At 61.0% G+C, this 15,561-nt stretch carries 14 protein-coding genes; 9 read left to right on the top strand and 5 right to left on the bottom strand.

The features are described from left to right. Window positions 1–181 precede the first annotated feature (181 nt). Window positions 182–3,064, top strand: a complete 2,883-nt coding sequence (locus BLO50_RS08310) for an EAL domain-containing protein (RefSeq protein ID WP_090250896.1) — start codon at window positions 182–184, stop codon at window positions 3,062–3,064. Between the two features lie 58 nt (window positions 3,065–3,122). Here the strand turns inward: BLO50_RS08310 and BLO50_RS08305 are convergent, their stop codons facing one another. Genes BLO50_RS08305 through BLO50_RS08295 form a run of 3 tightly spaced genes read right to left on the bottom strand, consistent with a single transcriptional unit; the run spans window position 3,123 to window position 4,554 of the window. Then, window positions 3,123–3,449: a hypothetical protein gene (locus tag BLO50_RS08305; protein ID WP_090250893.1), complete on the bottom strand. Its 327-nt coding sequence runs from the start codon at window positions 3,447–3,449 to the stop codon at window positions 3,123–3,125. Between the two features lie 56 nt (window positions 3,450–3,505). Next, entirely contained in the window at window positions 3,506–4,036 is a 531-nt protein-coding gene (locus BLO50_RS08300) for a DUF5384 family protein (RefSeq protein ID WP_090251360.1), read from the bottom strand. Between the two features lie 11 nt (window positions 4,037–4,047). Then, window positions 4,048–4,554, bottom strand: a complete 507-nt coding sequence (locus tag BLO50_RS08295) for a hypothetical protein (protein ID WP_244152851.1) — start codon at window positions 4,552–4,554, stop codon at window positions 4,048–4,050. A 166-nt stretch (window positions 4,555–4,720) separates the two neighbouring features. On the opposite strand from BLO50_RS08295, the gene BLO50_RS08290 reads away from it, so the two are divergent. Continuing rightward, a complete protein-coding gene (locus BLO50_RS08290) occupies window positions 4,721–5,977 on the top strand; it encodes an MFS transporter (RefSeq protein ID WP_169852812.1) in 1,257 nt (418 codons plus the stop codon). A 163-nt stretch (window positions 5,978–6,140) separates the two neighbouring features. Beyond that, a complete protein-coding gene (locus BLO50_RS08285) occupies window positions 6,141–6,815 on the top strand; it encodes a hypothetical protein (RefSeq protein ID WP_090250891.1) in 675 nt (224 codons plus the stop codon). An 8-nt stretch (window positions 6,816–6,823) separates the two neighbouring features. Here BLO50_RS08285 and zwf read toward each other — a convergent pair whose 3' ends face one another. Beyond that, a complete protein-coding gene (gene zwf / locus BLO50_RS08280; RefSeq protein ID WP_167354441.1) occupies window positions 6,824–8,311 on the bottom strand; it encodes a glucose-6-phosphate dehydrogenase in 1,488 nt (495 codons plus the stop codon). A gap of 111 nt (window positions 8,312–8,422) precedes the next feature. Here zwf and hexR point away from each other — a divergent pair, with 111 nt between their 5' ends. Together hexR and BLO50_RS08270 are read left to right on the top strand one after the other, a co-directional pair. Then, complete coding sequence (gene hexR, locus BLO50_RS08275) at window positions 8,423–9,289, top strand: transcriptional regulator HexR (RefSeq protein ID WP_090250886.1); 867 nt, start codon at window positions 8,423–8,425, stop codon at window positions 9,287–9,289. 89 nt (window positions 9,290–9,378) lie between these two features. Then, on the top strand, window positions 9,379–9,603 hold the full coding sequence (locus tag BLO50_RS08270) for a PA3496 family putative envelope integrity protein (RefSeq protein ID WP_090250883.1): 225 nt from the start codon (window positions 9,379–9,381) through the stop codon (window positions 9,601–9,603). Here BLO50_RS08270 and BLO50_RS08265 read toward each other — a convergent pair. After that, the gene (locus BLO50_RS08265) at window positions 9,545–10,507 is read right to left on the bottom strand and encodes a LysR family transcriptional regulator (protein ID WP_090250880.1); all 963 of its coding nucleotides are present in this window, start codon (window positions 10,505–10,507) and stop codon (window positions 9,545–9,547) included. The genes BLO50_RS08270 and BLO50_RS08265 overlap by 59 nt on opposite strands. Window positions 10,508–10,696: 189 nt before the next feature. Here BLO50_RS08265 and BLO50_RS08260 point away from each other — a divergent pair, with 189 nt between their 5' ends. The 4 genes from BLO50_RS08260 to BLO50_RS08245 all read left to right on the top strand — a co-directional run bounded on the left by BLO50_RS08260 (window position 10,697) and on the right by BLO50_RS08245 (window position 15,489). Continuing rightward, window positions 10,697–12,115, top strand: coding sequence for an acetyl-CoA carboxylase biotin carboxylase subunit (locus tag BLO50_RS08260; RefSeq protein WP_090250877.1), 1,419 nt, complete (start codon window positions 10,697–10,699; stop codon window positions 12,113–12,115). Window positions 12,116–12,131: 16 nt separating this feature from the next. Next, window positions 12,132–13,940, top strand: coding sequence for a sodium-extruding oxaloacetate decarboxylase subunit alpha (gene oadA, locus BLO50_RS08255; RefSeq protein ID WP_090250876.1), 1,809 nt, complete (start codon window positions 12,132–12,134; stop codon window positions 13,938–13,940). 304 nt (window positions 13,941–14,244) lie between these two features. Then, entirely contained in the window at window positions 14,245–15,186 is a 942-nt protein-coding gene (locus BLO50_RS08250; protein WP_090250873.1) for a sodium-dependent bicarbonate transport family permease, read from the top strand. After that, window positions 15,187–15,489, top strand: a complete 303-nt coding sequence (locus tag BLO50_RS08245) for a P-II family nitrogen regulator (RefSeq protein ID WP_090250871.1) — start codon at window positions 15,187–15,189, stop codon at window positions 15,487–15,489. Window positions 15,490–15,561 lie beyond the last annotated feature (72 nt).

Below are 15,561 nucleotides of genomic sequence, written 5' to 3'. Positions count from 1 at the left end.
CTGTTGTAGCGGTTTTATTGGACGACTGGTGAGTCAGCTCAACGAGCGTAGATGGGCTATGGCTGTGACCATCGAAAGTTGGGTATTTGTACTGTGAATTGGCGCACATCCGGCTTGGGCGAAGCGTCTAGCTCGCGTATGCTGCGCCGACGTTTAGGCAACCACTATAAGAAAATCGCCTATGACCGCATCGACTTCATTTGCTGCCGCCAATAGCCTCAAGCCGACTTCCGGGCGGGAAGTGGCTCAGTTGTTCGCGACAGATATCGCCGCCGAACGCACCCGCATGCTCTATCAGGGCTCGCAGGTGCCAACCTTGTTCATGCTGCTCAGCGGCGTGGTGTGTGCCTTCCTGTTATGGGGCGCGCTGCCACCGGTGCTGCTGGTCAGCTGGGCAGTCTGGCTGGTGATCCTCGCCGTGCTGCGTTTGGTGCAGGTCCGGGCCTTCAATACTGCATTGCCCAGCCGTCAGGCTGAACGCTCCTGGCGTCTGTTGTTCCTGTTTGGCGCGGGCGCTTCGGGACTGACGTTGGCGTTTGCGGCTATCGCCCTGGTGCCGGCGGATGTGTTTTACCTGCAAGCCCTGGTGTACGGCCTGATTGCCGCGGCGATTCTTTCGGCCAGCGTGGCCTATGCCATCAGTTTTACCGCCTTCCTCAGTTTTGCCTTGCCCTGCCTGCTGCCTTCGGTGGGCTATCTGCTGCTCAGCGAGCATCCGTTGCAACAGGGCTGGGGTGTGCTCGGCAGTATTCTGCTGCTGGCCCTGCTGGTGGTGGCCTGGCAGGTCAATCGGCTGGTGCAGCGCAGCTTGCTGCAGCGGTTTCACAATCAGGCACTGATCAGCAACCTGGAGCACGCCAAGCAGCAGGCTGAAGGCCTCAATGGTGAGCTTGCCCATGAAGTGGAACAGCGTCGGCGTGCCGAGCACGAGTTACGCCTGGCCCATGATGAGCTGGAAATGCGCGTGGCTGAACGCACGCTTGAACTGGATGAAACCACCTACGCCCTGAGCAAGAGCCGCGCGCGCCTGACCCTGGCGATTGAGGCCAGTGAGCTGGGCCTGTGGGACTGGGACCTGCAGAGCGATGAGGTACACCACTCGCGCCTCAAGGAAATTTTCGGCCTGGAGCCCCATGAAGTGCAGGTGATGCTGCGCGACCTCAAGCCGCGCCTGCACCCGGATGACCTGCCAGTGCTGCGTCGTGCACTGGTCGAGCATATGAAAGGACGCAGTGACGACTATCAGGTGGAATACCGCATCAAGCACGCCGCCGGTCATTGGGTGTGGATCGAAGACCGTGGCCGCGCCGTCGAGCGCGACGCCGAAGGCCGCGTGCTGCGCATGCTCGGCACCCGTCGCGATATCAGTGCGCGCAAGGTGCAGGAGCAGCAGCAACAGCTGGCCGCCACAGTGTTCGAGGCCGCCAGCGAAGGCATCGTGATTCTCGACCCGGACTACCGCCTGCTGTCGGTCAACCAGGCCTTCAGCGACGTGACCGGTTATCGCCAGGACGAAGTGGTCGGCAAAAGCGTAATCAGCCTGATCAGCAGCAGCGACAGCCGTCGGCAGTATCAGATGATCCGCCTGGAGCTGGAAAACAGCGGTACCTGGTGCGGTGAGCTGATCGAAACGCGTAAGAACGGCGAGCTGTATCCGCAATGGCTGCAACTCAATGTAGTGCGCGATGCGCGGGGCAGTGTCAGCCATATCGTCGGCTTCTTCGCCGACCTGTCGTCGCGTCGGGAAGCCGAAGAGAGGCTGCGCTACCTGTCGCACTACGACGAACTGACCGGCCTGGCCAACCGCAGCCTGTTCAAGGAGCGCCTGCACGACGCCAGCCAGCGTGCGCGACAGAGCGGGCGCAGCATTGCCTTGCTGCACGTCGACCTGGACCGTTTCAAATTGCTCAACGACAGCCTCGGCCATGAAGTCGCCGACCAGCTGCTGCGCCAGGTCAGCCGGCGCCTGACCCAGGCCGTGCCCGAGGCCGATACCCTGGCGCGTCTGTCTGGTGACGAATTCGCCATCCTCATCGACGCCTACGGCAGCCTCTCCAGCCTGGCACGGTTGGCCAGCCGCCTACTGAGCAAGCTGCGCGTGCCGATGACCGTGGGCGGACATGAACTGGTGGTCAGCGCCTCCCTGGGCATCAGCTTGCTGCCGGATAACGCGCGGGAGATTTCCGCTCTGGTCAGCCAGGCCAATATGGCCATGCAGCACGCCAAGCACCTAGGTGGCAACACCTTCCAGTTCTTCACCGATAACCTGCAGGCCTGCACCCTGGAGCGCCTGCAACTGGAAAACCAGCTGCGCAAAGGCATCGACGAAGGCCAGTTGGAAGTGTTCTACCAGCCCAAGCTGTGCCTGGCGTCCGACAGCCTCAATGCGGCCGAGGCGCTGGTGCGCTGGCGGCATCCGGAGCTGGGCCTGGTGCCGCCGAGCGACTTTATCGGGCTGGCCGAAGAAACCGGGCTGATCGGCGCGATTGGTGAGTTCGTCCTGCGCCAGGCCTGCCTGCAGGCGCGTACCTGGCAACTGCAGGGCTTGGCGCATATTCGCGTGTCGGTAAACCTCTCGGTGCATCAGCTGCGCCAGGGCAACCTGCTCAGCCTGGTGCGCCAGGTGCTCGATGAAACCGGCCTTGAGGCGCAGTACCTTGAGCTGGAGTTGACCGAAAGCCAGTTGCTGGACAACGTTGAGAGCGTGATCAGCACCTTCCAGCAATTGCGCGAGCTGGGGGTCAAACTGGCTATAGACGACTTCGGCACCGGCTATTCCTCGCTCAGCTACCTCAAGCGTTTCCCGGTGGATTACGTGAAGATCGACCAGACCTTTATCCGCGATCTGACCCCCGGCAGCGAAGACGCCGCTATTACCCGCGCGATCATCGCCATGGCCCACAGCCTGGAGCTCAAGGTGGTCGCCGAGGGCGTGGAAACCCAGGCGCAGATGGATTTCCTCAAGAGCCAGCGCTGCGATGAGATCCAGGGTTACCTGATCAGCAAGCCTGTGCCGGTCGAGCAGTTCGCCCAGCTGCTGCGCGAGCAGGTCGAGAAGCTCTAGCAATTAGATGGGGTAGAGGGAACAGAAAGGTGCGCCTGCAAGCAGGCGCCCTTGGCGGTCAGAGGCCGTTGGGGAGAAAGCGGGTGGCTCCGCTGACGTCGTCGATTTTCTTGATGCGGAAGGCTTTTAGGCAGGTTTCATTGCGGGTGTTGCTGTCTGCACAGTACTGCTTGATAAAGTCGGCAAACGCCATGTCTTGACCATTCACGGTCAGCACACGTTTGAAGTATTCACCTTGAATACCTTGTGCTTGCCGACTGTCGGTCATTTCCTGATCGACTACCAAGCGGCCATGCAGATCAACAGTCGGGAACTCGGGGGCTTTTTCTTCTTTGCAGGCAGCCAGCAGCAAACTGGCGACTACCAGCGTTACTAAACGCAGCATGATTAACTCTCTTGATGAGTGCCTGCCCACAGCGCTAAGTGTGGGCAGGTGTTTGGCTATTCGCCGAACAGGCGGTTGGAGCGATTGACTTCGGCTTTACCCGTGTCTTCCAGCAAGGCCTTGGTGCCCGAGGTCACGTTGCGTGAGGCATCCGCATCCGACTGGATGACATCGGTTCTGGCTGCGCTCTCGCGCAGCTCAGCATCGATATAGTCATTGGCCCGTGCCGCGCGTGCGCGTTTAGCCTGCAGTTCTAGCTTGCGCTCTTCCAGTTCCATGGCACGCAGTTCGTCTTCAAAGCTTTCTTCGCGGGTGCGAATACGCTTGTTTTCCGTTTCCTGAACCTGGCGTTGCGCTGCGGCCTTTTGTGCGGCTGCTTGCTGGGCGGCAGCGCGCTGGCGGCGATTGGCTTCGTCGCGTGCCTCTGCACGTGCTTGCTCGGCGGCGGCCTGGCGGATGCGCTCCGCTTCAGCATTGGCCTGCGCCTGCTTGGTTTCCTGTTCGATTTGGTACAGCTGGTCGAACTGATTGGCCAGGGCTGGCAGCGCCAGCAACGCCAGGGCTGAGCCCAGAACGATATGCTTCATCTGCATGCCCCTCAGCCTTTGGTTGGTTCTGGACAGGCGGCATTAGGCTGGATGCGCGTCTCGTTGGACAGCATCATGACCATCAGGGAGATTTCACCGATCTTGAATTCACAAGGGCGGCCTACTTGTGCGGAGGTGAAGATCTTGCCGTTTTCGGTGTAACCGATCAGCACTCCAGGCACCAGCGTGGTGTCATTAACCAGCGAGCCGGCCATCGCCCCCGCAGCGCCACCGGCCACACCGCCAACAATCGCGGTATCACGGTGATTCTGCGCACCCAGTGCCGCGCCGCCAACAGCGCCCAGCAAACCACCCACCATCATCGCGGCTTTTTGGTTTTTCTCGTTGCTGACTTTGATTTTGGTGGGCGAAACCGTAAGGATCTTGACGGTTTTAGCTTCTTGTTGAGTATTGACCTGGCTCGCGTCGAAGACATCGGCTTGGTACTGTTCACCAGTAGCTTGGCAGCCAGCCAGTACCGCGGCGATAGAGAGTGCCAGACAGCGTTTGATCATCATTCCTTTATTCCTTGATGATTATAAGAAATCCATTTACCAGGCTATTCCCGACTAAGCATGGCAGTCGGCCAGCATTCTAATCAAACGACTTGTAGAGGGTAAAGGTTGATCCTGTCGCACCCGCCAAGTATTCCGCTATGACTATCCGGACAACCCCTCTATCGCCATGAGTCGACTGCTTTCTCCACCACCACGTAGCACGCTGATCCTGCTGGCCTCGCTGTATTGCGCCCAGGGCTTGCCCTCGGGGTTACTGGCGCATTCGCTGCCGGTGTTGCTGCGCCAGCATGGCGTGGACCTGGCGCTGATCGGCCTGCTCAAGTTGTTGGCCTTGCCCTGGTTGCTCAAGGTGTTCTGGGCGCCGTGGGTGGATCGGCTGGCTTCGCCGCGCTTGGGTCATCACCGCGGTTGGATTCTGCCGTTGCAGCTTGGCGTCATTACGGTGATTGCGACGCTGGCGCTGATGAGTCCCGAGCGGCTGTTCGACAGTCATTTTTTCTTGCTGATTGGCTTGTTACTGCTGGTCAATCTGGCAGCCTCGACTCAGGACATTGCCACTGATGGGCTGGCCGTACGCCTGCTGCCAGAGCGCTGGCGCGGGCTAGGCAACAGCCTGCAGGTGGGTGGCTACAAGGTCGGCATGCTGGTCAGCGGCAGTGGTCTGCTGCTGGCGATGGATGCGCTGGGCTGGAACCTGAGTGTGGCGTTGGTGGCGCTGCTGCTGGTGCTGATGACGCTGCCGATCTGGCGTTATAACGAGCGACGCGAGCTGCCGTTTCAATCGGCGCAGGTGGAGCCGGCTGGGCCTGGGCTGTTGCTGCGGCATTACCGTGGCTTGCTGCTGCAGCCCGGCATGCTGTTCTGGCTGGCGGTGCTGCTGAGTTTCAAGCTGGGCGATGCGCTGGGTTCGCCGATGATCAAGCCGATGCTGGTGGATCAGGGCTGGAGCAATGCTGAGCTGGGCCAGCTGACCCTGATCAGCAGCCTGGCCGGCATCGCCGGGGCGTTTCTCGGCGGCCTGCTGTATGCGCGCATCGGCGCGTTACGGGCGCTGCTGCTGTTCGGCCTGTTGCAGGCTTGTGGGATCGCCGCCATGGCTGTGCTGGTAAATGCCGGCGGCAGCACCGGCTTGGTCTATCTGGTGGCGTTGTTCGAGCAGACCGCCGATGGCATGTCCACGGTGGCGCTGTTCGCGGTGATGATGCGCCAGTGCCGGCCCGAGCATGAGGGCGCGGACTTTACCCTGCAGGCCAGTGTGCAACTGCTGTTGGCCGGGCTGGTGGGCGCCACCAGTGGCTGGCTGGCCGAGCAGCTGGGTTTTGCCACGTTGTTTATCAGCGCCGGTGTGCTGGGGCTGCTGGCGTTGCCCATCGTGCTGCTGTACTTCTGGCGTAGTGCACGGCCGGCGGCCAGCGCCGCATAGTTCACCGATCGGTTTCCGGGCCGCGCCATCGCGGTGTTTCCTCTATTCCCACCTGAATAGGTCGACAGCGTGCCTGCCCGCTGTGCAACCGGATCAAAGATGGCTGCCTTTGTGCCTCACGCGAGTAATCCTGCACGCCTGTCCGGATTGAATCGAGGTGCGTATGCGCAAACCCGCGAGCCTGAGTGTCGGCCTGCGTCTGTTGTTGGCGTCCCAGGCCATGGCCCCGTTAAGCGTCAAACTGGGGCTGGTGCAGCAATTGGGAGCCGAGAAAGCCGCGTTGCTGGCGCCGCATATGCCGCCGGGGCAGTTGCGTGAGCTGATTATGGTTATGCCCATTGAGTTTGCGGCGGCGGTGACCACCCACTTGGACCCGCGACTGATCCTCGACACCTACCTCAGCCTGCCCGATAGCCTGCACCTTGAGGTGGCGCGCCAGCTCTGCGCTGATGGTGCGTTTGCCACGGCGGCGCTGTATGCCGAGTGCTTGTCGGCAAAGCAGATCAAGGTGCTGATTTACGGCATCAACGATGTTGACCATGTGCTGCAGATTGCTCGGCACATCGTCGATATGCCGCTGATCAGCGAGAGCCTGCGCAGCTTCTCTACCGGCTACCTGTGCAAGCTCACCGAGGCTGCGGTGGTGGACCGCAACCTGCCGGTAGCAGCGCAGGTACTGGGCGGTTTGTCCTTGGCGCGGCAAGCCGATGTGTGCGCGGGGTTGCAGCCAGCGACCCTGCGTAAACTGCTGCCGCTGCTGCTGTTGATCAGCGGCGAGGGCTTGCGTCAGCAGCTGCCGGAGGCGGTGCTGCAAGTGTTTGAAGAGCAACTGGCCTAGCCACTGGACTATTCCATCCACTGCCGTTCGTGACGCTCGAGCAGGTTGCCGGCCTGTTCCGGGCCGTCGCTGCCGGCCGGGTAGGGGCGTGGGCTCTGGTAGTGCTGGTGCCAGCCTTTGATGATCGGGTCGACCCAGCTCCAGGCGGCTTCCACTTCGTCGCGGCGCATAAACAGCGTTGAGTCGCCTTCGATGACGTCGAGCAACAGGCGCTCGTAGGCATCCCAGCGGCGCTGTTTATGGAAGGCATCCGCCAGGTTGAGGTCAAGTTCAACCGGCTGCAGGTGCATGCCCTTACCGGGGCTCTTGCCCATCAGTTGCAGGCTGATGCGTTCTTCCGGTTGCAGGCGAATCAACAGGCGGTTGGCTTCGCCGCCGCCGAACAGTTGATGTGGTACTGGCTTGAACTGGATGAGTATTTCCGAGGTTTTACGCGCCAAACGTTTGCCCGTGCGCAGGTAGAACGGCACGCCGGCCCAGCGCCAGTTGTCGATTTCGGCCTGCACGGCGACAAAGGTTTCGGTGTCGCTGTCGTTGTCGACATTCTTTTCGAAGTAGTAGGCGGGCACTTCCTGGCCGCCGATCTTGCCGGCGGTGTACTGGCCGCGCACGGTTTTATCCTGCACGTCGAGGCCGGTGATGGGTTTCAGGGCTTCGAGGATTTTCACCTTCTCGTTACGCACCGCCTCGGCGTCGAAACGCACCGGCGCTTCCATGGCCACCAGGCACAGCAGCTGCAGCAGGTGGTTCTGGATCATGTCGCGCATGGCGCCGGCTTTTTCGTAGTAAGCGCCGCGATTTTCCACGCCGAGGGTTTCGCACACGCTGATCTGCACGTGATCAATATGCCCGGCGCGCCAGATCGGCTCGAACAGGGCGTTGGCAAAGCGCAGTGCCATCAGGTTCTGCACCGTCTCTTTGCCCAGGTAGTGGTCGATGCGGAACACCCGCGACTCATCGAACACGGCGCCAATGGCCGCGTTGATGGCCTTAGCTGACTCCAGCGAATGGCCAATCGGCTTTTCCAGCACGATGCGCGCCTTGGGCCCAGCCAGGCTGGCGATTTTCAGGTGCGAGGCGATGTCTTCAAACAAATCCGGCGCGGTGGCCAGGTAGTAAATGCGCACCCGCTCTGGATCGTTCCCCAGGCGTTTGCCCAGGCGGCCGAAATCGGCGCTCTGGCTGGCATCCATGGCAAAGTAATCAAGCCGTGCGGCGAAGCTGGCCCAGGTGTCGTTGTCGAAGTCGTTGCGCGCTACTTGAGCGCGGCAATGGCGCTCGGCCAGGGCCTGAAACGCTGAGCGGCTGAGCGCGCTGCGCGCCAGGGCCAGAATACGCGTGTCGCCATGCAGGCGACCGGCGCGATGCAGGTGATAGAGCGCTGGCAGCAGTTTATGCAGGGCCAGGTCGCCGGTGCCGCCAAACACCAGCATGTCGCAGGGAATGCTCAAGGTGGGAACTCCGACTCGGTTTAACCGTGCGGCGGCGGCGGCCATGTAGTATAACTACAAGACCACTACAACCTGTCTTTCGCCGATCATAACCGAGTCATGACTCCGATGCGGCGTGCTAGATGGATTCGTTAGCCAAAAGCCGAGCCTAAACCTGTGAACCTGTTGCAGCACATTGCCCAGTCGCGTCATCTACTCCGCAAATCGGAACTCAAGGTCGCCGACCATGTTCTGCTTGATCCGGCTTCGGTCATGCACAGCTCCATGGCTGAGCTGGCCCATAGCGTCGGCATCAGCGAGCCTACGATCGTACGGTTCTGTCGGGCGATTGGCTGCACCGGTTTTCAGGACCTCAAGCTCAAATTGGCGCAAAGCTTGGCTGCGGGTGCCAGCTTCGGCCAGTTCGCCATCCATGAAGACGACTCGGTGGCCGACTTCAGCCTGAAAATCTTCGACACCACTCTGCATACCCTGATCGAAGTGCGCGAAAAGCTCGACACCCAGGCCTTGCAGCAGGCCATTGCCGCGATTGCCAATGCTCAGCGTGTGGAGTTCTATGGTTTTGGCGCGTCCGGCGCGGTGGCGGCGGATGCCCAGCACAAGTTCTTCCGCCTGCTGCTCACGGCCGCAGCCTATTCCGACCCGCACATGCAGGCGATGAGCGCGGTGACCTTGAAACCCACTGATGTGGCCATCTGCATCTCGCAGTCCGGGCGCTCCAAGGATTTGCTGATCACCGCCAACCTGGTGCGTGAAACCGGCGCGACGTTGATCACCCTGTGCCCGAGTCAGACACCGCTGGCGGATCTGGCCACGGTCAACCTGGCCATCGACGTGCAGGAAGACACTGAAATCTACACCCCGCTGACTTCGCGCATCGCCCACCTGGTGGTGATTGACGTGCTCGCCATGGGCGTGGCCATGGCCCGTGGCCCTGGCCTGGTGAATCACCTGAAGAGTGTCAAACGCAGTCTGCGCAGCCTGCGCCTGTCGCCGAAGTCACATAAAACCGTCGAAGACTGATGTCATCGCCACGTTATCGCGTGGCCATCAAAGCGTCATATCCAGGGTCGATGCTGGTACTCCCTTACTCAGCTTGGGAGTTGCACCCTATGTCTGGCTATCTGGATAAACCGCAGTCTCACGAAAGCAGCGATGCAAAAGCTCGGCGCAAGCTGATCGACCAGCGCCGCATGGAATACCGTCGCGCCATTGAAAGCTATGCCGAGCAGCGTCAGCTGCAGCATGAGTTGGTCGACTTTCCGGAGTTGATTGCAGCTAATTACCTGGCGGGCAAGCAGGCATTGGTGCAGCAAACCGCTCAGCCAGCGTGTTGATCAGGCTGCGTTGATCGCGCACGAAGGCGAAAAATGCCTGGGCTACCGGTGACAGGTATTTGCTGCGCGGGTGCACCAGGCACCAGCTGCGCAGCAGCGGCAGCTCGCTCACCGGCAGCTCACGCAGGACGCCGCATTCCAACTCGCGGCGCACCGCGTGACGTGGCAGCAGGGCCAGGCCAAGGCCGGCGATGACGCCTTCGCACTGACCTTCCATGGAGCCGACTTCCAAGGTTTGCGCGAAGTGCGCGCGCTTCTGGTGGCAATACTCCTCACAGGCCTGGCGAGTGCCGGAGCCCGCTTCGCGGATCAGCAGCGGAAACGCGGTGAGGTCCTGCAGGCTCAGTGGGCCCTGGCTACACAACGGGTGATCGGCGGGCGCCACGGCGATGATCGGGTTCGTCAGAAAGGGCAGAAACTCCAGGTTCATGTCCGTTGGCACCCGCGACATGATCAACAGGTCATCACGGTTGGCGTTCAGGCGTTTGAGGGCCTGGGTGTGATTGGTGACCACCAGCTGTAAGTTGACTTCCGGGTATTGCTGGCGAAAAGCGGCGAACAGGTGCGGAATGAAGTACTTGGCGCTGGATTCGATCGCCAGGCTCAACTGCCCTTGCAGTGAGCCCTGGAGGTCAGAGAGCTGCATGTCGAGGCTTTCCAGGCGGCCGAAAATATCCGCGCTGGCGCGTTGCAGGGCTTCGGCGGCTTCGGTCAGGTACAGCTTCTTGCCGATGTAATCAAACAGCGGCTGGCCGATCAGCTCTTCCAACTGGCGAATCTGCAGGCTTACGGCGGGTTGGGTCAGGGCCATTTCCTCTGCGGCGCGGCTGTAGGACAGATGGCTGCACACTGAGCGAAACACCTGAATCTGACGAAAAGTCATACGCAGCAAGGACTTACGCACAAATTTCACCTGTGTGAGGGTAGTGGCCAGGCTTAACTATAAGCTTTAGCTAATGCCTAACCCAATAATAATTGATTTTGGTTAATCACCAAGCCGGCGTAGCGTGAGCACCTGACCGCTGCTGCTGTTGCGGTCACACGTCGACCGGTTTTGCCGTTCGCCTGCTCACGTGATCGAGGACGCTGGCTCGTGATCAAGAAAATCCTGATAGCCAACCGCGGTGAGATTGCCGTACGCATCGTACGAGCGTGTGCCGAAATGGGTATTCGCTCGGTGGCGGTTTACTCCGATGCTGACCGCCACGCCTTACACGTCAAGCGCGCTGACGAAGCCCACAGCATTGGCGAGGAACCGCTGGCCGGCTATTTGAACCCGCGCAAGCTGGTCAACCTGGCGGTGGAAACCGGCTGTGATGCACTGCATCCCGGCTATGGCTTTCTCTCGGAAAACGCCGAGCTGGCGGATATCTGCGTCGAGCGGGGCATTAAGTTTATCGGCCCGAGCGCGGAAGTGATCCGGCGCATGGGCGACAAGACCGAAGCGCGGCGCAGCATGATCGCCGCCGGCGTACCCTGCACCCCCGGTACCGAAGGCAACGTGGCGGATATCGCCGAGGCACTGCGCGAAGGCGACCGCATCGGTTACCCGGTGATGCTCAAGGCCACCAATGGCGGCGGCGGGCGCGGTATCCGCCGCTGTAACAGCCGCGACGAGCTGGAGCAGGCCTACCCACGGGTGATCTCCGAGGCGACCAAAGCCTTCGGCCGTGCCGAAGTGTTTCTGGAAAAGTGCATCGTCAACCCCAAGCACATTGAGGCGCAGGTACTTGCCGACAGTTTTGGCAACACCGTGCACCTGTTCGAGCGCGATTGCTCAATCCAGCGGCGTAACCAGAAGCTGATTGAGATCGCCCCCAGCCCCCAGCTGACCCCTGAGCAGCGCGCCTACATCGGCGACCTGTCGGTACGCGCCGCCAAAGCGGTGGGTTACGAGAACGCCGGTACCGTGGAGTTCCTGCTGGCCGAGGACGGCGAGCTGTACTTCATGGAGATGAACACGCGGGTTCAGGTGGAGCACACCATCACCGAAGAAATCACCGGCATCGACATCGTCCGTGAGCAGATCCGCATCGCCTCGGGGTTGGAGTTGTCGATCAAGCAGGAAGACATCATCCACCGGGGTTTCGCCCTGCAGTTCCGTATCAATGCCGAAGACCCGAAGAACAACTTTTTGCCCTCGTTCGGCAAGATCACCCGTTACTACGCCCCCGGCGGTCCTGGGGTACGCACCGACACGGCGATCTATACCGGCTACACCATTCCGCCGCACTACGACTCCATGTGCCTGAAGCTGATCGTCTGGGCGCTGACCTGGGAAGAAGCCCTGGCACGTGGCTTGCGCGCCCTGGATGACATGCGCGTGCAAGGGGTTAAGACCACCGCCGCCTATTACCAGGAAATCCTGCGTAACCCGGAATTTCGCAGCGGCCAGTTCAACACCAGTTTTGTCGAGTCGCACCCGGAGCTGACCGAATACTCGATCAAGCGCAACCCGTCGCACCTGGCCATCGCCATTGCCACCGCCATCGCTGCCCACGCCGGCCTGTAGGGGAAGGAATCAGACCATGAACAAGAAGATCACCATCACCGATACCATCCTGCGCGATGCCCACCAGTCGATCATCGCCACCCGCATGCGCCTGGATGACATGCTGCCGATCTGCGCCAAGCTTGATCAGGTCGGTTACTGGTCGCTGGAGGTCTGGGGCGGCGCGACCTTCGATTCCTGCGTGCGCTTCCTCAAGGAAGATCCCTGGGAGCGCCTGCGCAAACTCAAGGCCGGTCTGCCGAACACCCGCTTGCAGATGCTCCTGCGTGGACAGAACCTGCTCGGTTATCGCCACTACAGTGATGACGTGGTGCGCGCCTTTGTGGCCAAAGCCGCCGTCAATGGTATCGACGTGTTCCGCATCTTTGATGCGATGAATGACGTGCGTAACCTGCGCGTGTCCATTGAAGCGGTGAAGGCCGCCGGTAAGCACGCACAAGGCACCATCGCGTACACCACCAGCCCCGTGCACACCGTTGAGGCGTTTGTGAAACAGGCCAAGGCCATGCAGGCCATGGGCATCGACTCCATCGCGATCAAGGATATGGCCGGTCTGCTCACCCCGTACGCCACTGCTGATCTGGTGCGGGCGCTGAAGGCGGACGTCGACCTGCCAGTGTTTATCCACAGCCACGACACCGCCGGCATGGGTTCGATGTGCCAGCTCAAGGCGATTGAAGCCGGTGCTGACCATATCGACACCGCCATCTCCAGCTTCGCCTGGGGCACCAGCCATCCGGGTACCGAGTCGATGGTCGCCGCGCTCAAGGGCAGCCCCTACGACACCGGGCTGGACCTGGCGTTGATTCAGGAGATCGGCCTGTACTTCCATGCCGTGCGCAAGAAGTACCACCAGTTCGAGAGCGAGTTCACCGCCGTGGATACCCGCGTGCAGGTCAACCAGGTGCCGGGCGGGATGATGTCTAACCTGGCTAACCAGCTGAAAGAGCAGGGCGCGTTAAACCGCATCAACGAGGTGTTTGCGGAAATCCCGCGGGTGCGTGAAGACCTCGGCTTCCCGCCGCTGGTGACGCCGACCTCGCAGATTGTCGGCACCCAGGCGGTGTTCAACGTCCTCGCCGGTGAGCGTTATAAAACCATCACCAACGAGGTGAAGCTCTACCTGCAAGGTCGATACGGCCTGGCGCCGGGCAAGGTCAACGAACAGCTGCGCAAGCAGGCGATTGGCAGCGAAGAAGTCATCGAAGTGCGTCCGGCCGACCTGATCAAGCCGGAGATGGCCAAACTGCGTGAGGAAATCGGCAGCCTGGCTAAGTCCGAAGAAGACGTGCTGACCTATGCCATGTTCCCGGATATCGGGCGCAAGTTCCTTGAAGACCGTGCTGCCGGCACCCTGACGCCGGAAGTGCTGCTGCCGATCCCGGAAGCCGGCGGTGTGGCCCCAGCGGGTGGTGAAGGTGTACCGACCGAATTCGTGGTGGATGTACACGGCGAAAGCTACCGCGTCGACATCACCGGCGTTGGCGTGAAGAGCGACGGCAAGCGTCACTTCTACCTGTCGATCGACGGCATGCCGGAAGAAGTGGTGTTTGAACCGCTGAATGATTTTGTCGCGGGCAGTTCTGGCAAGCGTAAGCAGGCCAGTGCGCCGGGCGATGTCAGCACCAGCATGCCAGGCAATATCGTCGATGTACTGGTCAAGGTCGGTGACACGGTCAAGGCCGGTCAGGCGGTACTGATCAGCGAAGCGATGAAGATGGAAACCGAAGTGCAGGCGCCGATTGCCGGTACCGTGACGGCGGTGCATGTGGCCAAGGGCGATCGGGTCAATCCGGGCGACGTACTGGTGGAAATCGAAGGTTAACCTCGGAAGCCCCGGCTGTTTGAACAGGCATTTGAATGGCTTTTTTGGGGCTTCTTTTTACACCGCAGGCGCGGCTTATTCGTCGCGCCTGCATGGGTTCTTAGGCCCAGTGCCTGAGTCCCTGGAGCCGTAAGGCTCCTTTTTTTCGGTTATGCCCCGCTGTGCAGGGTTCTGCTGTTCTCAGCAGGAGACTGGGCAAAACTGCGGGTATCAGCACAACGCGTGGTGGGGGCATGACCTTTTATTCGAGCAGGTGTGACGCGACAGGCGTCTTAATAGCAGTTCAATACGGGAGCAATGCGCGGTGAGTCTGGATCCGGTGGTGCTGTTCTTTGTGTTCGGCCTGTTGGCGGGTTTGCTGAAAAGCGAGCTGAAATTGCCACCTGCGCTGTATGAAACCCTCTCCATCATTCTGCTGCTGGCCATTGGTCTGCACGGCGGTGTGGAGTTGGCCGAGCAGGCCAGCTGGCAGTTGCTCGGGCAGGCCGCCTGGGTGCTGGGGCTGGGTGTGGCGCTGCCGCTGCTGGCCTTTGCCGTGCTGCGCGGTCTGGGCTTCGACCGGGTCAATGCCGCCGCAGTGGCGGCGCACTATGGTTCGGTCAGCGCCGGGACCTTTGCTGTGGTAGTGGCCTACATGCTGGCCAAGGGCATCGAGTTCGAAAGCTACATGCCACTGTTTGTCGCCATTCTGGAAATCCCGGCGATTCTGGTCGGCATCCTGTTGGCCAAGGGGATTGCCCGCGATACCGATTGGGGTGAGTTGGGTCGGGAAATCTTTCTCGGCAAGAGCATCATGCTGCTGCTCGGTGGCCTGATCATCGGTGCGATTGCCGGCAAAGAGGCAATCAAGCCGCTGGAGCCGTTCTACACCAGCATGTTCAAACCGGTGCTGGCGCTGTTCCTGTTGGAGATGGGGCTGATTGCCTCCGGTCAGCTCGGCTCGCTCAAGCAGTTCGGTCTGCGCCTGCTGGGTTTTGCCTTGCTGATGCCGTTGTTCGGTGCGTTGATCGGCGCGCTACTCGGTCGTTTTATGGGCCTCAGCCTCGGCGGTACAGCGGTGCTGGCTACGCTGGCGGCGTCTGCGTCCTATATCGCCGTGCCGGCGGCCTTGCGCCTGGCCTTGCCCGAGGCCAACCCGTCGCTGTCGCTGACGGCGTCGCTGGGCATTACCTTTCCCTTCAATATCATCGTCGGCATCCCGTTATACCTGATGCTGGCCGAACAACTGATGGCCTGGGGGCTCTAGATGGACGCGCATATCCGCACCCTGCTTACCGTGATCTGCGAAGCGGCGCTGGAGAAAAAACTGGTGGTTGACCTGGAACAGCTTGGCGCGCCGGGCTGGACCATCTCCGATGCCCGCGGCCGGGGTGGCCGCGGCGTGCGCAGTGCCGGCTGGGACACCGAAGGCAATATCCGCGTGGAAATCATCTGCACCCGCGATATCGCTGAACGCATCGCCGGCCACCTGCAGGCGCGCTACTACGCCAACTACGCCATGGTCTGCTACCTGGCACAGGTTGAAGTGCTGCGCGCGGAAAAGTTTTAGGCGTGTGATCAGCGCCGCCAGGCAAGCGTCTACCTGCCATCGTCCGAGGCGCGCTCGGACCTTGTGGCGAGC

It is taken from the genome of Pseudomonas peli (assembly GCF_900099645.1).
Lineage (GTDB): Bacteria > Pseudomonadota > Gammaproteobacteria > Pseudomonadales > Pseudomonadaceae > Aquipseudomonas > Aquipseudomonas peli.
Note: the sequence above shows the minus strand (reverse complement) of the source record. Positions and strands in the feature narration are given on the sequence as shown.

Excerpts from the sequence above, each read along its gene's own strand:
- BLO50_RS08310 (WP_090250896.1), top strand. The coding sequence starts at position 182 with ATGACCGCATCGACTTCATTTGCTGCCGCCAATAGCCTCAAGCCGACT.
- BLO50_RS08305 (WP_090250893.1), bottom strand. The coding sequence starts at position 3,449 with ATGCTGCGTTTAGTAACGCTGGTAGTCGCCAGTTTGCTGCTGGCTGCC.
- BLO50_RS08300 (WP_090251360.1), bottom strand. The coding sequence starts at position 4,036 with ATGAAGCATATCGTTCTGGGCTCAGCCCTGGCGTTGCTGGCGCTGCCA.
- BLO50_RS08295 (WP_244152851.1), bottom strand. The coding sequence starts at position 4,554 with ATGATGATCAAACGCTGTCTGGCACTCTCTATCGCCGCGGTACTGGCT.
- BLO50_RS08290 (WP_169852812.1), top strand. The coding sequence starts at position 4,721 with ATGAGTCGACTGCTTTCTCCACCACCACGTAGCACGCTGATCCTGCTG.
- BLO50_RS08285 (WP_090250891.1), top strand. The coding sequence starts at position 6,141 with ATGCGCAAACCCGCGAGCCTGAGTGTCGGCCTGCGTCTGTTGTTGGCG.
- zwf (WP_167354441.1), bottom strand. The coding sequence starts at position 8,311 with ATGGCCGCCGCCGCCGCACGGTTAAACCGAGTCGGAGTTCCCACCTTG.
- BLO50_RS08270 (WP_090250883.1), top strand. The coding sequence starts at position 9,379 with ATGTCTGGCTATCTGGATAAACCGCAGTCTCACGAAAGCAGCGATGCA.
- oadA (WP_090250876.1), top strand. The coding sequence starts at position 12,132 with ATGAACAAGAAGATCACCATCACCGATACCATCCTGCGCGATGCCCAC.
- BLO50_RS08245 (WP_090250871.1), top strand. The coding sequence starts at position 15,187 with ATGGACGCGCATATCCGCACCCTGCTTACCGTGATCTGCGAAGCGGCG.